13 protein-coding genes are annotated in these 19,340 nt (G+C 71.8%); 7 read left to right on the top strand and 6 right to left on the bottom strand.

Translation table 11 applies throughout. The annotated features are described in order from the left end of the window. Positions 1–2 precede the first annotated feature (2 nt). The 3 genes from SMD20_RS14045 to SMD20_RS14035 all read right to left on the bottom strand — a co-directional run bounded on the left by SMD20_RS14045 (position 3) and on the right by SMD20_RS14035 (position 3,081). Positions 3–989, bottom strand: coding sequence for a branched-chain amino acid ABC transporter permease (locus SMD20_RS14045; protein WP_329580240.1), 987 nt, complete (start codon positions 987–989; stop codon positions 3–5). Positions 990–1,001: 12 nt separating this feature from the next. Further along, positions 1,002–2,291, bottom strand: a complete 1,290-nt coding sequence (locus tag SMD20_RS14040; RefSeq protein WP_329580237.1) for a branched-chain amino acid ABC transporter permease — start codon at positions 2,289–2,291, stop codon at positions 1,002–1,004. A 418-nt stretch (positions 2,292–2,709) separates the two neighbouring features. Continuing rightward, positions 2,710–3,081, bottom strand: a complete 372-nt coding sequence (locus tag SMD20_RS14035) for a PaaI family thioesterase (protein ID WP_329592535.1) — start codon at positions 3,079–3,081, stop codon at positions 2,710–2,712. Between the two features lie 104 nt (positions 3,082–3,185). Here SMD20_RS14035 and polA point away from each other — a divergent pair, with 104 nt between their 5' ends. From polA to coaE, 6 genes are all read left to right on the top strand, one after another. Then, positions 3,186–5,876 (top strand): DNA polymerase I, encoded by a 2,691-nt coding sequence (gene polA / locus SMD20_RS14030; protein ID WP_329580234.1) that lies wholly within the window; start codon positions 3,186–3,188, stop codon positions 5,874–5,876. 110 nt (positions 5,877–5,986) lie between these two features. Continuing rightward, positions 5,987–7,096: a polysaccharide deacetylase family protein gene (locus SMD20_RS14025; RefSeq protein WP_329580232.1), complete on the top strand. Its 1,110-nt coding sequence runs from the start codon at positions 5,987–5,989 to the stop codon at positions 7,094–7,096. A gap of 192 nt (positions 7,097–7,288) precedes the next feature. Continuing rightward, positions 7,289–8,770, top strand: coding sequence for a 30S ribosomal protein S1 (gene rpsA, locus SMD20_RS14020; protein ID WP_329580230.1), 1,482 nt, complete (start codon positions 7,289–7,291; stop codon positions 8,768–8,770). Positions 8,771–8,906: 136 nt separating this feature from the next. Continuing rightward, positions 8,907–10,061, top strand: a complete 1,155-nt coding sequence (locus SMD20_RS14015) for an epoxide hydrolase family protein (RefSeq protein WP_329580228.1) — start codon at positions 8,907–8,909, stop codon at positions 10,059–10,061. A 27-nt stretch (positions 10,062–10,088) separates the two neighbouring features. Next, positions 10,089–10,577 (top strand): GNAT family N-acetyltransferase, encoded by a 489-nt coding sequence (locus SMD20_RS14010; RefSeq protein WP_329592533.1) that lies wholly within the window; start codon positions 10,089–10,091, stop codon positions 10,575–10,577. 9 nt (positions 10,578–10,586) lie between these two features. Beyond that, the gene (coaE, locus tag SMD20_RS14005) at positions 10,587–11,189 is read left to right on the top strand and encodes a dephospho-CoA kinase (protein ID WP_329580227.1); all 603 of its coding nucleotides are present in this window, start codon (positions 10,587–10,589) and stop codon (positions 11,187–11,189) included. Positions 11,190–11,253: 64 nt separating this feature from the next. Here the strand turns inward: coaE and SMD20_RS14000 are convergent, their stop codons facing one another. Together SMD20_RS14000 and SMD20_RS13995 are read right to left on the bottom strand one after the other, a co-directional pair. Then, complete coding sequence (locus tag SMD20_RS14000; protein WP_329580224.1) at positions 11,254–12,102, bottom strand: hypothetical protein; 849 nt, start codon at positions 12,100–12,102, stop codon at positions 11,254–11,256. A 127-nt stretch (positions 12,103–12,229) separates the two neighbouring features. Continuing rightward, entirely contained in the window at positions 12,230–13,051 is an 822-nt protein-coding gene (locus SMD20_RS13995; protein ID WP_329580221.1) for an SDR family NAD(P)-dependent oxidoreductase, read from the bottom strand. Positions 13,052–13,147: 96 nt separating this feature from the next. Between SMD20_RS13995 and SMD20_RS13990 the strand changes: the two genes are divergently transcribed. Next, positions 13,148–13,723 carry a TetR/AcrR family transcriptional regulator gene (locus tag SMD20_RS13990; RefSeq protein WP_329580218.1) on the top strand — a complete coding sequence of 192 codons (576 nt, stop codon included), beginning with the start codon at positions 13,148–13,150 and terminating at the stop codon, positions 13,721–13,723. On the opposite strand, the gene SMD20_RS13985 is transcribed toward SMD20_RS13990, so the two are convergent. After that, the gene (locus SMD20_RS13985; protein ID WP_329580215.1) at positions 13,712–19,288 is read right to left on the bottom strand and encodes a TIR domain-containing protein; all 5,577 of its coding nucleotides are present in this window, start codon (positions 19,286–19,288) and stop codon (positions 13,712–13,714) included. The genes SMD20_RS13990 and SMD20_RS13985 overlap by 12 nt on opposite strands. Positions 19,289–19,340: the final 52 nt, after the last annotated feature.

The following is a 19,340-nucleotide window of genomic DNA, read 5'->3' as shown; positions in this document are numbered from 1 at the left end:
TGTCATCGCGCATTGATCGCGATCTCCCTCTTGTCACCGAAGATGCCCTGCGGCCGGACGATCAGCAACAGGATGAAGCCCAGACCGACCAGGGCGTAACGGATCGGGCCCACCTGGATGCTGGTCATGAACGGGATGTAGCCGTTGGCGACCAGCTCGGCGAGCAGGTTGCCGATGAAGACGAACAGCACCCAGAAGATCATCGCGCCGACGACCGGGCCGAAGACGCGGGCGGCGCCGCCGAGGATGACGATCGTGTAGGCGAAGAACGTCATCTCGGTGCCGAAGACGTCGGGCTGCACGGCGCCGTTGTAGAGGCCGTAGAAGAAGCCGCCGAAGCAGCCGATGACGCCGCCGAGCACCAGCGACTGCATCTTGTACGCGAAGACGTTCTTGCCGAGCGCGCGCACGGCGTCCTCGTCCTCGCGGATGGCCTTGAGCACGCGGCCCCACGGGCTCTTCATGAGCAGGTAGACCAGCCCGCAGGCGAGCAGCACGACGATCCAGCCGACCGTCAGCAGCCACAGCGTACGCTCGTCGAAGACGATCGGGCCGATGCCGTAGCGGCCCTCGGGATAGGGGTTCATGGCGTAGAAGTCGCCGTTGAAGCCGCGCCGGCCGTCAGAGCCGCCGAAGACCTCCTTGAACTGCACCGAACGGAAGATCAGCCGGATGATCTCGGCCGCGGCGATGGTGACGATCGCCAGGTAGTCGGCGCGCAGTTGCAGCGTCGGGATGCCCATGAGGAGCGCCAGGAGCACCGCGGCCCCCAGGCCGACGAAGATGCCGACCCAGAAGGGCAGGTCGAGCACCGTGACGGTGACGGCCAGGCCGTACCCGGCCACGGCCATGAACGCCGCCTGGCCGAAGTTGAGCAGGCCGGTGTAGCCGAAGTGGATGTTGACGCCGATCGCGGCCAGACCGTAGACGACGGTCTCCCAGCCGATGGCGGCGTGGACGGTGGTGGTGAAAATCGTGAGCCAGTCCATGTGTTACCCCCGTCACCCGATCCGCTCGCGTCGGCCGAGGATGCCCTGCGGCCGGAAGAGAAGCACGACGATGAGCACCACCAGCGCGCCGACGGACTTCAGCTCCGGCGGCACCCACAGCGTGGACACCTGGATGAACACACCGACCACGATCGAGCCGACCAGCGCGCCGAAGGCGGTGCCGAGCCCGCCGAGCGTGACGCCGGCGAAGATGAGCAGCAGGATGTCCTGGCCCATGGTGAACTTCAGCGACTGCGACAGGCCGAGCATGACGCCGGCCAGCGCGGCGATGGCGCCGCCGCCGGTCCAGATGATGCGGATGACGCGGTCGACGTTGATGCCGGAGGAGGCGGCGAGCGCCGGGTTGTCGGCGACGGCGCGGGCGGCCTTGCCGGTGCGGGTCTTCATCAGGGCGAGGCCCACGACGATGAGCACCGCGAGCTCGATGCCCATGGCCCACAGGTTCTTGGGGGCGGCGCTGATCGGGCCGAGCTGGAGACCGGCCTGGGTGTTGTAGTCGGTGTAGGTCTCCGTCTGCGGCCCGAAGAAGAACTGGATGAGGTTGCGCAGCAGGATCGCGACACCGATCGAGATGATCATCATGGCGATCGTGCCGGTGCCGCGTTTGCGGAGCTGCCCCCAGAAGAAGCGGTCCTGTCCGTAGCCCAGCGCGCCCGCCACCACGACGGCGAGGATCGCCGCCGGGATGAGCTGGATGCTGAACCCGACGTTGAACGCGTACGCGAGGACCGCGCCCAGGGTGACGAGCTCACCGTGGGCGAAGTTGGTCAGGCCGGTCGTCCCGTAGATGAGGGAGAGTCCGAGCGCCCCCAGGGCGATGATGAGGCCGAGGTTGAGCCCCTCGAACGCGAGCTGCGCGGCCTGGGCCCAGAAGGAGCTCTCGCCGGTGGCCTCCTGGTCGGGGCCGGCGGCGGCGCCCTTGGCCTCCAGCGCGAACAGCACGGTGGAGCAGTTGCCCTCGTAGACGGTCGGCGTGCGGACGTTGTTGCCGCCGCGGACCTGGCTGTTCTGAGGAAGCGAGCCGGGGTCCAGAGTGACCTTGTACTTGCCCGGCTTGTCGACCTGAACGTCCCAAATGCCTTGAGCGTTCGAGGTAACCTCCTGGACGGGTTGTCCGCCCTCGGTGGTCACCGAGATTTTGGCGCCGTTCACTGGCTGGCCTTGGAGTTTGAGTGTCCCCTTCAGCCCCTGGCAGTCGGCGGGGCCCGCGTGTGCGGGCCCGGCCAGCAGGAAGACGAGTCCACCCAGGAAGGCCGTGAACGCGATCACGGCTCTGCGCAATGGTGCTCCCTCAAGTAGGTCAAGGCGGGGTGGTGCCCCTCCATCTCGACACGCGCGCATCGCAGGCACAACTGGGATGCAATGGCGGGAGCCTATTGCCGTGACGCCCGTTTCAGTATCGTTCGTCACCAATTAGTGACAACACGGTGTCACTCACGTGAGGAATCAAGTTGGCAGGTCAGGGGCTAAATGGGGGAAGACACCTGGCGGCCGGAAGGAACGGAACGATAACGAAATCGCGGGAAGTATGGACGAGCCCGCGGGGGCGGCCTTTGGGGCCGTGCAGGGCATCGCCGGCCGTGCACGTTATCTACCGGGCCTCCCCGCGGGCTCGCGTTCGGACCACCGTAGCGACCCGCGGGGGCGATGCGCAAAGAATCGGGCGAAGTGGCCGCTGGGCAAAAATACGGCAAAAGCCTCAGCGGTCGCGCAGCATGCAGGTGAGGCGGGAGGTGCACACCCGCCGGCCCTCCTCGTCGGTGATCTCGATGTCGTACGTCGCCAGCGTCCGCCCCGCGTGCAACCGCGTCGCCACGCCCGTGACGTGCCCCGAGCGGGCCGAACGGTGGTGCGTGGCGTTGATCTCGACGCCCACCGCGATGCGCTCGGGCCCGGCGTGGATCGCCGCGGCCACGGAGCCGAGGCTCTCGGCCAGCACCACGGACGCGCCGCCGTGCAGCAGCCCGTACGGCTGCGTGTTGCCCTCCACAGGCATCCGGCCCACCACCCGGTCGGGGCCCGCCTCCAGGAACTCGATGCCCATGCGGGTCGCCAGCGTGCCGGCGTGCATGCCGTTCAGCAGCGGGAGATCAAGCGGGTTGGTCTGCGTCAAGGGGTCGCCTCCACTCTTCCGAGCTCAGGTTTTCTGTCGCAGGGGCAGACTAGGCTGCGTACGTGCCGAAGAGTGAAGTGACCCCCAGCCGTCCGTGCCTGCTGCTGCTTGACGGGCATTCCCTGGCTTATCGCGCCTTCTACGCGCTCAAGGACGCCAACCTCATGACCTCCGACGGTCAGCACACCGAGGCGGTCTACGGGTTCACCTCGATGCTGACCAACGTCCTGCGCGACGAGCAGCCGAGCCACGTCGCCGTGGCCTTCGACCGGTCCGAGCCGACGTTCCGGCACGAGGAATACGCCGACTACAAGGCCAACAGGAGCGAGACGCCGGAGGACTTCCGCGGCCAGATGCAGCTCATCTTCGAGCTGCTCGACACGCTGCGCATCCCGCGCCTGTCCAAGGCGGGCTTCGAGGCCGACGACATCATCGCCACGCTCGCCACCCGCGCGTCCGAGCAGGGGATGAGCGTGCTCATCGTCACCGGCGACCGCGACGCGCTGCAGCTCGTCAACGAGCACGTCACCGTCCTGATGACCCGGCGCGGCATCAGCGACATGACCAGGTTCACGCCCGAGGCCGTCGAGGAGAAATACGGCCTCACCCCGGTCCAATACCCCGACTTCGCGGCGCTGCGCGGCGACCCCAGCGACAACCTCCTGAGCATCCCCGGCGTGGGCGAGAAGACCGCCGCCAAGTGGGTGCGCGAGTTCGGCACGCTGACCGCGCTCGTCGACCGGGTCGACGAGGTCAAGGGCAAGGTCGGCGACAAGCTGCGCGACCACGTTGCCCAGGTGCTGATGAACCGCCGGCTCACCGAGCTGCTGCGCGACGTGCCGGTCGAGGCCGAGCTCGGCGAGCTCAGGCAGGGCGTGTGGGAGCGCGAGGAGGTCAACAAGCTCTTCGACACCCTGCAGATCCGCGGCGAGCTGCGCGAGCGGGTGTTCAAGGTGCTCGGCACCGGCGAGCAGGAGCCCGACCAGGGCTTCGAGGTCGAGACCGTGATCCTCGGCCCCGACCGGGTGGCCGGCTGGCTGGCCGCCATGCCGGAGGGCCGGGCCGGGCTCGCCGTCAAGGGCGTCTACGGCAGCGGCACCGGCCGCATCGACGCCATCGCCGTGGCCTCGCCCGACGGCACGGCCGCCCACATCGACCCGGTCAAGCTCACCGAGGCCGACGAGGCGGCCCTGCGGGCCTGGCTGGCCGACGAGGGGCGGCCCAAGGCCGTCCACGACGCCAAGGGCCCGTTGCTGGCCCTGTGGGCGCAGGGCATGGACCTGCGCGGCCTGAGCTGCGACACCGCGCTGGCCGCCTACCTCGCCATGCCGGGCCAGCGCACCTTCGCCCTGGAGGACCTCGCCCGCCGCTACCTCAACCGCGACCTGCGCGCCGAGGAGGAGTCCGACGGGCAGGCCGCGCTGTTCGGCGACGACGAGGACGCCCCCGCCAAGGATCTCGCGCTGCGCGCCCACGTCGTGCGCGAGCTGGCCGAGGCGCTGGAGCGTTTCCTGGCCGGGCGCGGCGGCACCCAGCTCCTCGACGACGTCGAGCTGCCGCTGCTCACCGTGCTGGCCGGGATGGAGCGCGCGGGCATCGCGGTCGACAGCGCCTACTTCACGGGGCTGGAGGCCGAGTTCGGCTCGGCCGTCAAGCACGCCGTGGAGGAGGCGCACCGCTCCGTGGGCGAGCAGTTCAACCTGGGCTCGCCCAAGCAGCTCCAGGAGATCCTGTTCGTCCGGCTCAACCTGCCCAAGACGAAGAAGATCAAGACCGGCTACAGCACCGACGCCGACCAGCTCGCCTGGCTCGCCACGCAGACCGAGCACGAGCTGCCGACGATCATGCTGCGCCACCGCGACCAGCAGAAGCTGCGCACCACGGTCGAGGGCCTGATCAAGGAGATCGCCGACGACGGGCGCATCCACACGACGTTCAACCAGATCATCGCCGCGACCGGCCGGCTCTCCTCCGAGAAGCCCAACCTCCAGAACATCCCGATCCGCACCGCCGAGGGCCGCCGCATCCGGCAGGGCTTCACCGTCGGCGAGGGCTACGAGACGCTGCTCACGGCCGACTACAGCCAGATCGAGCTGCGCATCATGGCCCATCTGTCGGGCGACGAGTCGCTGATCGCCGCGTTCGAGTCCGGCCACGACTTCCACAAGGCCACCGCGGCCCGGGTGTTCGACCTGCCGCCCGAGCAGATCGACGGCGAGCTGCGGGCGCGCATCAAGGCCATGAACTACGGCCTCGCCTACGGACTGTCCGACTTCGGGCTGTCCGGGCAGCTCAACATCCCGGTGGCCGAGGCGCGGGCGCTCAAGGAGGAATACTTCCAGGAGTTCGGCGGCGTGCGCGACTTCCTGCAGGCCATCGTGGCCCAGGCGCGCGCCGACGGCTACACCGAGACGATCATGGGCCGCCGCCGCTACCTGCCCGACCTCACCAGCGACAACCGGCAGCGGCGCGAGATGGCCGAGCGGATGGCGCTCAACGCGCCGATCCAGGGCTCGGCGGCCGACATCATCAAGGTCGCCATGCTCCACGTGCACCAGGCCATCCAGGAGGAGGGGCTGGCCTCGCGGATGCTGCTGCAGGTCCACGACGAGCTCGTGTTCGAGGTGGCGCCGGGCGAGCTGGAGGCGCTCAGGCAGCTCGTGTGCGACCAGATGAACGCCGCCTACCACCTGCGGGTGCCGCTGGAGGTCTCCGTGGGCGTCGGGCGCACCTGGGAGGACGCGGGGCACTGACCCGCGGTCCGGGAGCCCCCGGGGGGCGGCATGTCGCCCGGGGTCCCCGGTTTCCGTACAGATCTGGACTAGGGTGGAGTGTCGGCTTCCCCTAGCGGCACGGGAGTTCTGTGCGGTTACCAGCGTCCTCCACGAAGATCATCGGCCTCGCGAACGTCGTCGTGGTCACCGTGGCGGTCATCGGGCTCAGTCTCATACCGGCGCAGGAGCTCCCGCACGCCGGCCCGGCCTCCGCCGGGAAGGTCGAGGAGAGCCCGCCGTCCGCGGCGCCCGCCGAGACCGTGGCGACCCCGCCCGGGCAGCCGCCCGGAGTGGTGGCCACGCCCGAGTTCGCCCGGCAGGTACGCGCCAACGAGGCGGGGCTGGTGCCGGTCCTCATGTACCACCGCATCGTGCGCAAGCGGCTCGCCTCCATCGACCGCACCCCCGACCAGCTCAGGAAGGAGCTGGAACGGCTGGCCCGCGCGGGCTACGTGCCGATCACCGCGGCCGAGTTCGCCACCGGCGACATCCGCGTGCCCGCGGGCCGCTACCCGGTCGTGCTGACCTTCGACGACGGGCATCCGAGCCACTTCGCGCTGGACGCGAACGGCAACCCGGCCCCCGGCACCGCGGTGGCCATCATCCAGGAGGTGGCCGCCCGCTACCCGTCGTTCCGGCCGACCGCCACGTTCTGGGTCAACCACGAGCCGTTCGGCCTGCGCGACGAGGCCGGGCAGGCGGCCGCCCTGCGCTGGCTGACCGAGCACGGCTACGAGGTGGCCAACCACACCTGGAGCCACCCCAACCTGCGGGCCCTGCGCAAGCGCAAGGTCCGCGAGCAGATCGGCCGGATCGAGCGGCTGCTGAAGAAGCTCGGCGCGCCGCCGTCCCGCACCATGGCGCTGCCGTACGGGTCGATGCCCCACGCCAAGAAGGTCGCCAGGACCGGATCATGGGACGGGACCCGTTATGATTTCGCCGGCGTGTTCCTCGCCGGAGCCGAGCCCTCGGTTTCGCCCTACGCGAAAAGTTTCGACCGGGGCGCGATCCAGCGCATCCAGAGCAACGGCAAGAAGGGCGAGTGCCGCAAATGGTGCTCGCAGTACTGGCTGGAGTGGCTGGACAAGCATCCCGGCAAGCGCTACGTCTCCGACGGGGACCCGGAGCGGATCTCCATCCCCCGGGCGGCGAAGGGTAATATCATCGCCAAGCGGGGGCTCCAGGTCGTCGCCTACTGACCTCGCCCTGGATTGACCCCGTGGGTTTGGTCTCATATGCTGATCGCTGCGCTGTGGGCTCGCGCGCGCCTCAGACGGAGCGGGCTCGCGCTCGGTCACGTCGATGTCGTAATTCCTCGGCTTGATGCGGAAGAGGGCCTGCCGCGCGTCCGCCACATCGACATCCTGTCCGCGTTCGGAGCAATTCCACACATGACGTCCAGCACTGAGGCCACCTCGAGCACCCCGCAGGTAGCGGTCAACGACATCGGGTCCGAGGAAGCCTTCCTCGCCGCGATCGACGAGACCATCAAGTACTTCAACGACGGCGACATCGTCGAGGGCACCGTCGTCAAGGTCGATCGAGACGAGGTCCTTCTCGATATCGGCTACAAGACCGAGGGTGTCATCCCCTCGCGCGAGCTTTCGATCAAGCACGATGTCGACCCTGCTGACGTCGTGGAGGTCGGCGAACACGTCGAGGCCCTGGTTCTCCAGAAGGAGGACAAGGAGGGCCGCCTGATCCTGTCCAAGAAGCGCGCCCAGTACGAGCGCGCCTGGGGCACGATCGAGAAGATCAAGGACGAGGACGGCATCGTCACCGGCACCGTCATCGAGGTCGTCAAGGGTGGTCTCATCCTCGACATCGGCCTCCGTGGCTTCCTCCCGGCGTCCCTGGTCGAGATGCGACGGGTCCGCGACCTGCAGCCGTACGTCGGCCGCGAGCTCGAGGCGAAGATCATCGAGCTCGACAAGAACCGCAACAACGTGGTCCTGTCGCGCCGCGCCTGGCTCGAGCAGACGCAGTCGGAGGTCCGCCAGACCTTCCTCAACACCCTGCAGAAGGGTCAGGTCCGCAAGGGCGTCGTCTCCTCGATCGTCAACTTCGGCGCGTTCGTGGACCTCGGCGGCGTCGACGGTCTGGTCCACGTGTCCGAGCTTTCCTGGAAGCACATCGACCACCCCTCCGAGGTCGTCGAGGTCGGCCAGGAGGTCACGGTCGAGGTCCTCGACGTCGACATGGAGCGCGAGCGCGTCTCCCTGTCGCTCAAGGCCACCCAGGAAGACCCGTGGCAGCAGTTCGCCCGCACCCACCAGATCGGCCAGGTCGTGCCGGGCCGCGTCACCAAGCTGGTGCCGTTCGGCGCGTTCGTCCGGGTCGAGGAGGGCATCGAGGGCCTGGTCCACATCTCCGAGCTGGCCGAGCGCCACGTGGAGATCCCGGAGCAGGTCGTCCAGGTCGGCGACGAGATCTTCGTCAAGATCATCGACATCGACCTCGACCGTCGTCGCATCAGCCTCTCGCTGAAGCAGGCCAACGAGGGCGTGGGCGCCGAGGTCGAGTTCGACCCGACGCTCTACGGCATGGCCGCGACCTACGACGACCAGGGCAACTACATCTACCCCGAGGGCTTCGACCCGGAGACGGGCGAGTGGCTCGAGGGCTTCGACAAGCAGCGTGAGGAGTGGGAGCGGCAGTACGCCGAGGCCCAGCAGCGCTTCGAGGCCCACCGCAAGCAGATCGAGGAGGCCCGCAAGGCCGAGGCCGAGGCCGGCGAGGGCGCTCCGACGTCCTACGGCGGCGAGACCCAGGCTCAGCAGAGCTCCTCGTCGTCCGCTCCGGCGGCCGGCGCGCTCGCCTCGGACGAGGCGCTCGCGGCTCTGCGCGAGAAGCTCGCGGGCGGCCAGAGCTGAGGCTCTAGCTCCCTGGAGTAGGCGGTAACGGAAAGCCCCGCACGGGTTCGTGCGGGGCTTTTCGCATGTCCGGGCACCGATCTTCTCGCGTGATTGCGGAAAGAACCTTGCCGCATGTGCTCCTACTGTTCCTTCCATGACCGAAACGATCACGCCGTTCCGTATCCACATCCCCCAAGCCGACCTCGACGACCTGCGCGAGCGGCTGCGGCGCACCCGCTGGGCCCGGCAGCTGCCCGGCGGCTGGGACCGCGGCGTGCCCGTCGCCCACCTGCGGGAGCTGGCCGAACACTGGGCCGAGACCTTCGACTGGCGGGCCCAGGAGGCCAGGCTCAACGCCTTCCCGCAGTTCACGACCGACATCGACGGGCAGCGGGTGCACTTCCTGCACGTACGCTCGCCGGAGCCGCACGCGCTGCCGCTGATCATCACGCACAGCTGGCCGAGCACGGTCGCCGAGCTGCTCGACGTGCTCGGCCCGCTCACCGACCCGCGCGCCCACGGGCTCGACCCCGCCCTCGCCTTCCACGTCGTCGCGCCGTCCCTGCCCGGCTTCGCCTTCTCGCCGTTCCCCGAGCCCGCCGACGAGCGGCCGTGGAGCGTCGACCGGGTCGCCCGCACCTGGACCGAGCTGATGCGCCGCCTCGGCCACGACCGCTACGGAGCCCACGGCAACGACGCCGGGGCGCTGGTCACGGCGCGGCTCGCCGCCCTCGACCCCGAGCACGTGACCGGGGCGGTCATCACCTCCGGCCTCGGCATCCCCACCGGCGACCCCGCCGAGCTGGAAGGGGCGAGCGCGGAGGAGCTGGGCTGGCTGAAGACGCTGGGGGAGCGGATGGCCGGCGGCAGCGGGTACGGCCCCTACCTGGCGAGTCGGCCCCAGACGCTCGCCCACGGGTTCGCCGACTCGCCGGTGGCGCAACTGGCGTACCTGGTGGAGCGGTTCAAGGAGTTCGACGGCTGGCCCGAGCGGAACGGCCCCGTCGCCGAGCCGATCGGCCGTGACCTGCTGCTGACCACCGCCAGCCTGTACTGGTTCACCGGCACCGGCGGATCGTCCTCCTGGACGTACTACGAGGGCGCCGCCGGCATGCCTGTCGACCAGCGGGCCGTGCCCACCGGAGCCACGCACGGCGGACCCGGCCTGCTGCGCCGCATCGCCGAGCGCGGCAACGACGTCGTGTACTGGGGTGACGGGGAGAGCCCGAGCCACATGGTGGCGATGGCCGCGCCCGGGTCGGTCGTGACCGGCGTACGGGAGTTCTTCCAGGTCCTCCTCCGGCCGTGAGCGCCCGGGCGGTAGGGTGACGGCGTGATGATCGAACGGGCGGTGCCGGCGGACGCCGGGGAGATCCTCACCCTGCAACGGGCGGCCTACGTGAGCGAGGCCCAGCTCTACGGCGACCCCTACATCCCGCCGCTCGTCGAGTCGCTGGAGCAGCTGCGCAAGGCCATCGAGGGAGCCGTCGTGCTCAAGGCGCTCGACGGTGGCCGCCGCATCGTCGGCGCCGTACGCGGGCAGCTCTCCGGCACCACCTGCGTGGTCGGGCGGCTGGTCGTCGCCCCCGACCTGCAGGGGCAGGGCCTCGGCACGGCGCTGCTGCGGACGCTGCACGAGCAGATGCCGGAGGCGACCGCGTTCGACCTGTTCACCGGGCACCTGTCGGCGGGCAACCTCAAGCTCTACCGGCGTCTGGGCTACCGGGAGACGCACCGCGAGCGGATGGACGACCACCTGACGATGGTCCACCTGCGCCGGGAGGCGGAACCGTCCGGTCGTGCGCCGTCCGGCCATCGTGGATAGGCTTCAGCGGTGCTGAAGATTGGGCTCACCGGCGGCATCGGATCCGGCAAGAGTGAGGTGTCCAGGCGGCTCGCGGCTCACGGAGCGGTCGTGATCGACGCCGACAAGATCGCACGCGAGGTCGTCGAACCCGGCACGGCCGGGCTGGCACGGGTGGTCGCGGCCTTCGGCGAGGAGGTGCTCCGCCCCGACGGGGCGCTCGACCGCGAGAAGCTGGGCTCGATCGTCTTCGCCGACTCCCAGAAGCTGGCCGTGCTCAACGGCATCGTGCATCCGCTCGTGGGGGAGCGGGTGGCGCAGCTGCAGGCGGACGCGCCCGGCGACGCCGTCGTGGTCTACGACGTGCCGCTGCTGGTCGAGAACAAACTCGCCCCCATGTACGACGTCGTGATCGTCGTGGACGCGGCCGACGAGGTGCGCATCCGGCGGCTCGCCGAGCACCGCGGCATGGCGGAGACCGACGCCAAGGCGCGCATCGCCGCCCAGGCCAGCCGGGAGGACCGGCTGGCGGTCGCCGACATCGTCATCGCCAACGAAGGGGCGCTGGAGGAGCTGGACGCGCGGGTGGCCGAGGTCTGGGCCGAGCTGCTGCGGCGGGGCGCGCGCGGCTGACCGGTCCGTGAACCGGTCAGCGGGCTGTCCGCCGGACCGGTCCGTGGGCTGGTCTCCGGGATGATCACGAGGTTTCGCCGGCTGCCTGGCCCTTGAGGCGGCCCGGAACCTGCGGGGCCGGGGTGAGGGTGGCCGTGGTGTCCTGGGGCTTGGTGGTGGCCGTGGGGGCTGGGGTCCCTGAGTCCTCGCTGGTGCCCATGACAACCGCGCTTCGTCTCGGGCGTACCGGCTGAGGGCGGATGGCGCGCGGGCGGGTGGTGCGGGCGCGCGGGTTGCGGGCCGCCTGCGGTCGTACGATGCCCGGCGTGGTCGGGTAGGTCGTGGTCGCGACCGGTTGCGACGACGGCCGCGACGGAGGCGGCGCGGAGGACGTGGCGGGCGCGGGGGGCGTCGTGACGGGTGCGGCGTTCACGGCCGGCGGCGTGATGGCCGACGCGGGTGCGGTGGCGGCGGGGCTGCGGCGCAGTGCGGCGGCGGGCGGCGTCGGAGGCACCGAGCCCGGGTAGGGCACGGGGTCCAGCGTCGTGCGGAACGCCGGGATGCCGATCAGCACCCCGGCCAGGGTCAGCAGCACCACGCCCACGGCCACGGCGGCCGTCTTGGCGGCGTGCGAGCGGCCCTCGCCCTCCCGCGCCGGGCCGGTGCCCGAGTGCCGCGTCCATGGCATCGGTACGGCGGCCCGCTTGGGCATGACCTCCCGCCTGCTCGGCAGCCCGCCCGCTGCCGCGAGAAGGCCCGCCTCGCCCGGCCCGTCCTGATCCGGCCCGTCCTGGCGCGGTCCGGTCGTCTGGTCAGGCCCGTCCTGGCGCAGCGGCGCGCCGCCCGGCTCGTCCTGGTGTGGCCCGGTCTGAGGCGGACCGGTCTGTGGTGATTCCGCCTTGCCTGGTCCGGCGTGGTCGCGTGCGGCGGTCACGAGCCCAGCCTCCGGCAGGTAACCATCGTCCATCCCCTTCGCGATGCTCCGCGCCACCGAAACGATCTAGCCCAGGATCCTCCCACAGTCCGGCGGCCGGACGCGGCAATCGCGGCAAATGGGGCGTTCAGTCGAGGAGGTGGCGGGTCAGGTCGTAAAGGCGGCGGGCGGCGGCCGGGTCGAGCGTCGGGATCGACGGGTCCACCGGGGTAAGGCGGTCGTAGGCGAGCAGCCGCCCGGCGGGCGGCTCCGCCATCAGCGCGATGATCGGCTCGATGGCCTTCTCCACGGGCTGCCCGGCGACCTTGGCGAGGAGCCGGACGAGCGTCCGCGTGGGCTGGGGAAGGCTGCCGGTGCCGCTGTCGGTGAAGCCCGGATGGTGCAGCAGGAAGCGGGTGCGCCCGCCGGGATGGACGTCTGGGTACGCGACGCCCAGCAGGTCCGTGGCCCGCCCGCCCTGCAGCATCGCCTTGATGCCGCTGTAGCCGCGGCCGAGCGACAGGTCGTCCCAGTGGATCCGGCCCTTCGTGACGCCGACGCCGCACACGTTCACGATGATCGGCTGGTCCCCCTTCTCCAGCAGGTCCGTGAGGCCGTGGCTGAGCAGGAGGCGGCTGACGTAGTAGAGGGCGAAGGTGGCCTCGAAGCCGTCCGGGGTGAGCGTGCGGCTCCCGAAGTGCCGGAGGGCGGTGAGGATGAGCCCGTCGAGGGCGTCGTGCCGGGCCCTGACCTCCTCGATCACCCGGCGGTTCTCCGCGACCGAGGTCAGGTCGGCCCGTACGAACGCGGCCCGCTCCCCGGCCCCCAGCCGCTCCGCCTCGGCGAGGAAGGCACGCCCCCTGCCCGGATCGCTGCCGACCACCGTCACCCGGTCGCCGGCCCGCAGGTGGTGCAGCGCCAGGCCGCGCCCCATCCCGGTCGTGCCGCCCGCCACCACGTACGTTCCCATGTCACGCTCCCGTCCACTAAGTCATCGTTCGATGACTTGAAGGACCGTAACATGCCCGGCCGATAGGATGTCAACAGTCGATGACCAGGAGGGGCGATGGCGAAGAGAGACCGGGAGGCCACGAGGGCCCGGCTGCTGGAGGCCGCCCGGCTGCGCTTCGCCCGCGACGGCTACGACGCCACCAGCGTCCGCGACGTCGCCGCCGACGCCGGCGTGGACGCCACCCTGATCTTCCGCTACTTCGGCTCCAAGAAGGCCCTGTTCGACGAGGTCACCGCCGACCTACCGGCCGGCCTTCCCGGGGACGGCCCGCCGGAGGAGCTGGTCGCCCGCATGGTCGGCGCGGTCGTCTTCCAGGACTGGACCGGCTACGGCGGCGAGCACCCGCTGGTGGCCATGCTCCGCTCCTCGGCCCACGAGGACGCCCGCCTGCGGATGCGCGAGGAGGTCTGCGCCACCTACGTACGGGCCCTCGCCGACCTGGCCGAGGGCGAGGACGCCGAGCTGCGCGCCGAGCTGCTCAGCGCCTGGCTGGTCGGCATCGGCATCCTGCGCTCGGTCGTCGGCACCCCGGCGCTGACCGGGGCGGCCACCGCCGACCTCGCCCCGCACATCGAGAGCGTGGCGACCGCCCTGCTCGGCCGCCCCATGCGCGGCACGTCAGAAGGGTGAGTCCAGCGGCACCTGCCGCACCCCGGGCAGGTACGGATCCAGCTCGCCCAGCTCGAACCGCGACATCCCGATCACGTGCCAGAACTGCCCGCCCGGCTCGCCGTGCAGTTTGTACCGGCCGTCGGGGGCCAGCGCCGCCCACCCCTCGGGCAGCCCGAGCAGCGTCGCCCGCCGCTCGCCGCCCGCCCACAGGATGACCACGCCGTCGTCGCCCGCGCTGGCCAGCAGGTCGTCGCCGGCCGGGCTGAAGGCGACCGACCAGACCCGCCGGGTGTGCCCGGCCAGCGCGTGGAGCTGCCGCCCGGTCGCGGCGTCCCAGACCCGGACGAGCCGGTCGTCGCCGCAGGTCGCCAGGCGCGCGCCGGCGGCGTCGAACGCCACGCTCCACCACCGTCCGCCGTCGCCGCCGAGCGTGCGCGCGAGCCGCGGCTGCCAGGGCTGGCCGGGCAGCAGCTCCCACACCAGGGCACGCCCGTCGTTCCCGGCGCTCGCCAGCAGCCGCCCGTCGGGGGAGAAGGCCACGGAGTAGACGCGGTCGGTGTGGCCTTCGAGGGTGGCGATCCGGCCGCCCGAGGCCACGTGCCAGATCCGGACGAGCTTGTCGTCGCAGCCGGTGGCCACGTACGAGCCGTCGGGGCTGAACGCGATCGAGCGCACCCGCCCCCGGTGGTCGAGCAGGTTGGCCGTCAGCCGCCCGGTCGGGCGGTACCAGATGCGTACGCTGTCGTCGTCGTTCGCCGTGGCCAGCAGGTCGCCGTCGGGGCTGAACGCCTCGGCCCACACGTGGTCGGTCTCGGCGTGCAGCTCGCGCTCGTAGTCGCCGGTGACGGCGTTCCACAGGTGCACGCCGCCGTCGTTGCTGGAGGTGGCCAGCACCGGCCCGGCGGGGGAGAACAGCGCGGAGATCAGCCGGTCGGAGGTGCCGCTGAACTCGCGCAGCCGCCGCCCGGTGCGCGGCTCCCACAGCCGTACGACGCCGTCGTTGCCGCTGGTGGCCAGCATCGTGCCGTCGGCGCTGAAGCGCACCGACGAGATGCGCCGCCCGTGGCCGCGCAGCACCCGCTGGCACTGGCCGGTGTGGGGGTCCCACAGCCGCACGGTGCCGTCATTGCTGCTGGTCGCGATCTGCTGCCCGTCCGGCCGGTACGCGAACGGCCACACCGAGCTGCGGTGCCCGGTCAGCTCCACCCGCGGCCCGCCGCCCACGGGCTGGAGGCGTACGAGCCCGGCGGAGTCGCCGGAGGCGAGCACGGCGCCGTCGGGGCTGAAGACGATCTGGTAGACCGGCGTCGCGTGCGTCGTGTGCACGCCGAGCGCCCGCCCCGACGGGTCCCAGAGGCGTACGCCGCCCACGGTGTCGCCGCTGGCCAGCAGCGAGCCGTCCGGCGCGAACGCCATGCAGTAGATGCTGCCCGCGTGCCCGGTGAGGGTGTGCAGCAACCGCCAGGAGGCGGTGTCCCAGAGCCGGACCGTGCCCGCCTCGTCGCCGGTGGCGAGCAGCGCGCCGTCGGGGCTGAGCACGGTGCGGTAGACCTTGCCGCGGTGGCCGTCGAGGGTGTGCCGCACCTGCCCGCTCTCCAGGTCCCAGACCCGTACGGCCGCCGCCGCGTCACCGGTCACCAGCACCGAGCGGCTGAAGGCCATCGTGTAGACCGGCGCCCGGTGCCCGGCCAGCTCGTGCACCGTGCGTCCGGTCGCGCTCTCCCACACGTGGACGACGCCGTCGCCGCCCCCGGCCGCCACCAGGTCGCCGCCGGGGCTGAGGCTCACCGGCCAGACGCCGTCGGCGTGGCCGGTGAGCGTGCGCAGCCGTTCGCCGGTGAGGGCGTCCCACAGGATGACCTGGCCGTCGCTCGCGCCCGTGGCCAGCAGGTCGCCGGCGAAGGAGACGGCGTAGACGCGGCCCCGGTGCCCCTGGAGGGTGCGCACCGGCGCGCCGCCCGCGCACAGCAGCACGCCGCCGTCCTCGTCGCCGATCGCGACCGTGGCGCCGTCGGGGCTGTAGGCGATCGGCTCGGGCAGGCGGCTGGTCTGGAAGTGGTAGCCGTACGGGACGCCGATGCCGGCGGGGGCGAACTCCACCTCGACCGGCTGCCCGGGCACCACGGCCGCGCCGGGCAGGTGCGGCAGCGTGCCGGTGACGTTGATGAGCGCGGCCCGGTGCCAGCGGGCGCCCGCCACGGTCACGTCGCTGAGGTCGGTCTGCGCGAGCCGCGCCCCCGACAGGTCGGCGTCGGTCAGGTCGGCCCCGGCGAGCGTCGCGCCGTCGAGCCGTGCGCCCGCCAGCCGGGCCCCGCGCAGGACGGCCCGCGACAGGTTGGTGCCCGCCAGCGTGGCCTCCGACAGGTCGGCGCCGGTGAGGTCGACCTCGCGCAGGTCGCGGGCCGACAGATCCTCGCCCTTGAGGTTGGCGCCGCGCAGGTCGGCGCGGGCCGGGGTGCGCAGCCGGGCGGCGATCTTGACGGCGTTGGCGCTCGAGACGTCGCCGGGGGGCGGATCGGCCACCCAGGCGCGCAGCGCCCGCACGTCCGCGAGGTCGCACAGGAACTCCACGGTGAGCGCCGACAGCGGGAGGCGGGCCAGCAGGGCGAGGTCGCCCGTGGCGAGGTGCCGGGCGATCAGCCACTCCATGACCGAGACGTGGATGAAGCCGAACATGCCCTCCTCGGTGCGTACGAGCAGGCTGCCCGAACCCATCGCGTGCGCCGCGTGGGCGGCCGAGAGCTGGCCGCCCGCCAGGTCGGTGAGCGTCTCGCCGATCTCGGTCAGCTCGTCCACGCCGAGCAGCGACTCGCCCGTCTCCCACAGCCGCAGCGCCAGCGCCGTCACCACCTGCCACAGCTCGCCGGTGGTCAGGGCCATCGCCGAGCCGGGCACCCGGGCCCGCCGCTCCTCGAAGGCCAGCCACGAGCCGAGGATCTCCTCGTACAGCAGGGCCGGGCTGACCGTGTGGCGGGCCCGCGCCACGGTGCGCAGCCGGTCGGCGTCGAGGTCGGCGATGAAGGAGAGCATGCGCGGGTTCTGCGCGAGCGCCAGCAGGTCCGTGAGCTCGCCCATGAGCGACATGCGGGCGTGCGCCTCGTCGCCGTCCTCGAACCGGTTGTCCAGGTAGGAGCGGATCTGGTCGCGGGTGAAGTCCTCGACGCTGAGCACCCGCCGCTGCGGCAGCACCCCGACCATCTCGCCGAGCGAGGTGAGCACCTGGCTGTGCGACTTGAAGTGCTGGGTACGGCTGGCCACCACGACCTTCGCCTTGTCCTCGGCCGCCGCCAGCAGCGTCGCGAGGTGGTCGGCCGCCCGGTCGTAGGTCAGCCGCGTCACCAACTCGTCGAACCCGTCGAACAGCAGCACGATGCGCCCCTGCCGCAGCAGGTAGCGGAACGCCTTGAGATCGATGTACTCCTCGCCGTGGGAGGCCAGGTGGGCCGCCACCAGCGCGTCCACCGAGTGCGCCTTGTCCAGGGCGCGCAGCTCGATGAGGATCGGCGTCAGGTGCGGCAGCTCGGCGGGGATGCGCCGGGCCAGCTCGCGCAGCGCGAACGTCTTGCCGTGCCCGAAGTCGCCGAGCAGCAGCAGGAAGCGGCCGTGGTCGGTGGCCAGCAGCCGCATCATCTCGTCCGTCAGGCCATGCCTGACCTGGCCGCCGGGGCGGTCGAGCTCGCGGAAGCGCTGCGGGACGTACAGCTCGGGCGGGTAGCGGCGGTCGCCGACCAGCCGCGCGGTCTGCTCGCTGACGTAGCCCGTGAGGTCGAGCAGGCCCTGGAACTCGGTGAAGCTGCGCAGCCGCACCCCCTGCCGCATCAGGTCGTCGCGGATCCAGCGGGGCGCGGGCGGGCCCTGGTAGACCAGCTCGGCGGCCAGCCCGGCGGCGTGCGCCTGCCGGGCGAAGGTGTCGGCGGACTCCTCGGTCACCTCGCCGACGTGCGCGCCGATCATCAACTGCCGGACGAACCCGTCCTCGGGGTGGGTGACCACGAGATGGGCGGGGAAGCGCCGGATCCTGGCCCGTTCGTGCCGCGCCTCGCACACCTCGGCGATCCGGTCGAGCAGCAGCTCGACGGGGCTCGGCGCGCGTTCGTCCGGCTTGGGCCGCGGCGGCGGCACGTCCAGCGTGCGGCCGGTGAACGTCGCCTGCGCGCCCCGCCACCTGCCGGGAACCCGCTCGGGCACGCCCTCGTCCGGCAGCCACGTGCGCATGCCGTCGGGGGTGATCTCGACGACCTGGTGCCGCCCGGCGCGCGGCGCGGCCACCCGGCCCTCGCCGCCGTGCCCGGGGCCGCCGTGGAAGAGCAGGTGGAGGCGGTGTCCCAGCAGCCGCTCGAAGGTCGGCGCGTCCCGCAGCTCCGCCGGCGGATGGCCCATCGCGCCGAGGCGCAGCCAGCCAGCCTCCTCGTACGGCCGCAGCCGCTCGGCGAACCAGGCCGCCTGCGCCTCGCCCAGCAGCGCGTACGCGTCCCGTTCGAGATGGCTCATCGCCATCGTCGAGTTGAGCGCCGCCACGACCACCTTGAGATCGGGCACCTCGAACAGCGTCCAGGGCTGCCCGCCGTCGAACACCCGGTCGTCCAGCCCCTGGTAGACCTCGCCGAACAGCCCGGCGAAGTGCCGCCACTTCGGCCAGTAGGGAGGCTGCGGGCTCACGTCGTCGGCCTCGCACGTCATGAAGTAGGCGCTGGCCGCCGCCTTGGTCACGTCGCGCGGGCCCGGCAGCAGCACCAGCCGGTGCGGCTCCAGCCCGAGCAGCAGCCGCAGATCGGTGACGAACCTGGTGGCCTGCCCGAACTGCCGCAGACTGCCCGACTCGGTCAGGTCGCCGCTGACGACCATGAGGTCGGGACGGGGGGTGCCGCGGTCGTACATGGCGGTGAGGTCCGCCCAGATGCGCGCCTGCATGTCCTCGGGCGTGAACGGGTCCCCGGGATCGGGCAGCGCCCGGCCGAAGCGGGGGCCGCCGATGTGCAGCACGCTGACCGACTTCCGCCCGCCCACGGGGCCGGCCGCGGGCGGGAAGGCGGGCGCGGTCACCGGGGCGCGGCGCGTCCGCGCCCGCTCGGCCGGAGGCGGCAGCGTCGGCGCGGGCGCGGGCGCGCGACCGCCCCTGCCGGCGTCGGGGAAGGCGGGGGCGTACTCCGGCTTGGCCCGGCCCGCCAGCGCCTCGCCGACCCGGCCCAGCAGCAGCGCCCTGGCCTGTCCCGGGTCGGTGACGCCGAGCAGGTCGACCCAGGTGATCGTGGACAGCAGCCCTTCGAGCTGGACGTCCTCCAGGCGGATGGTGACGAGCTTGTTGGAGGGGTTGTCGGGGTCGGCCCGCATCGCCGCCTGCCACTCCATGCGGCCGTAGCGCGAGGTCAGGTAGTTGCGCGAGAGCACGGCGACGACGAGCTGGGCCTCGCTGACCCCGCGGTCCATGAAGTCGATGAAGTTGGTGCCGGGGACGAAGTCCCACGCCTGGATCATCGTCCGGTAGCCGGCCGCCTCGAGTTCCCAGGCGATCCACGTCGCCCACGCGGTGTCGGCCGGGGAGTAGCTGACGAAGATGTCGGTCGGCCTGCCGTCACGTGCCATGCCAGTCAGTATCCCCCGCGAGATCCCCGCGAGGGAGCGCTGCGAGGGAGCG

Origin of the sequence: Nonomuraea sp. LP-02 (assembly GCF_036289125.1) — a bacterium.
Classification (GTDB): domain Bacteria; phylum Actinomycetota; class Actinomycetes; order Streptosporangiales; family Streptosporangiaceae; genus Nonomuraea; species Nonomuraea bangladeshensis.
The sequence above is the reverse complement of the archived record's forward strand: the minus strand, read 5'-3'. Positions and strand labels throughout refer to the sequence as shown.

Bases quoted from the DNA above. Each gene is read 5' to 3' on its own strand.
- SMD20_RS14045 (WP_329580240.1), bottom strand. From the start codon at position 989: ATGGACTGGCTCACGATTTTCACCACCACCGTCCACGCCGCCATCGGC.
- SMD20_RS14035 (WP_329592535.1), bottom strand. From the start codon at position 3,081: ATGCACGCCGGCACGCTGGCGACCCGCATGGGCATCGAGTTCCTGGAG.
- rpsA (WP_329580230.1), top strand. From the start codon at position 7,289: ATGACGTCCAGCACTGAGGCCACCTCGAGCACCCCGCAGGTAGCGGTC.
- SMD20_RS14015 (WP_329580228.1), top strand. From the start codon at position 8,907: ATGACCGAAACGATCACGCCGTTCCGTATCCACATCCCCCAAGCCGAC.
- SMD20_RS14010 (WP_329592533.1), top strand. From the start codon at position 10,089: ATGATCGAACGGGCGGTGCCGGCGGACGCCGGGGAGATCCTCACCCTG.
- SMD20_RS13995 (WP_329580221.1), bottom strand. From the start codon at position 13,051: ATGGGAACGTACGTGGTGGCGGGCGGCACGACCGGGATGGGGCGCGGC.
- SMD20_RS13990 (WP_329580218.1), top strand. From the start codon at position 13,148: ATGGCGAAGAGAGACCGGGAGGCCACGAGGGCCCGGCTGCTGGAGGCC.
- SMD20_RS13985 (WP_329580215.1), bottom strand. From the start codon at position 19,288: ATGGCACGTGACGGCAGGCCGACCGACATCTTCGTCAGCTACTCCCCG.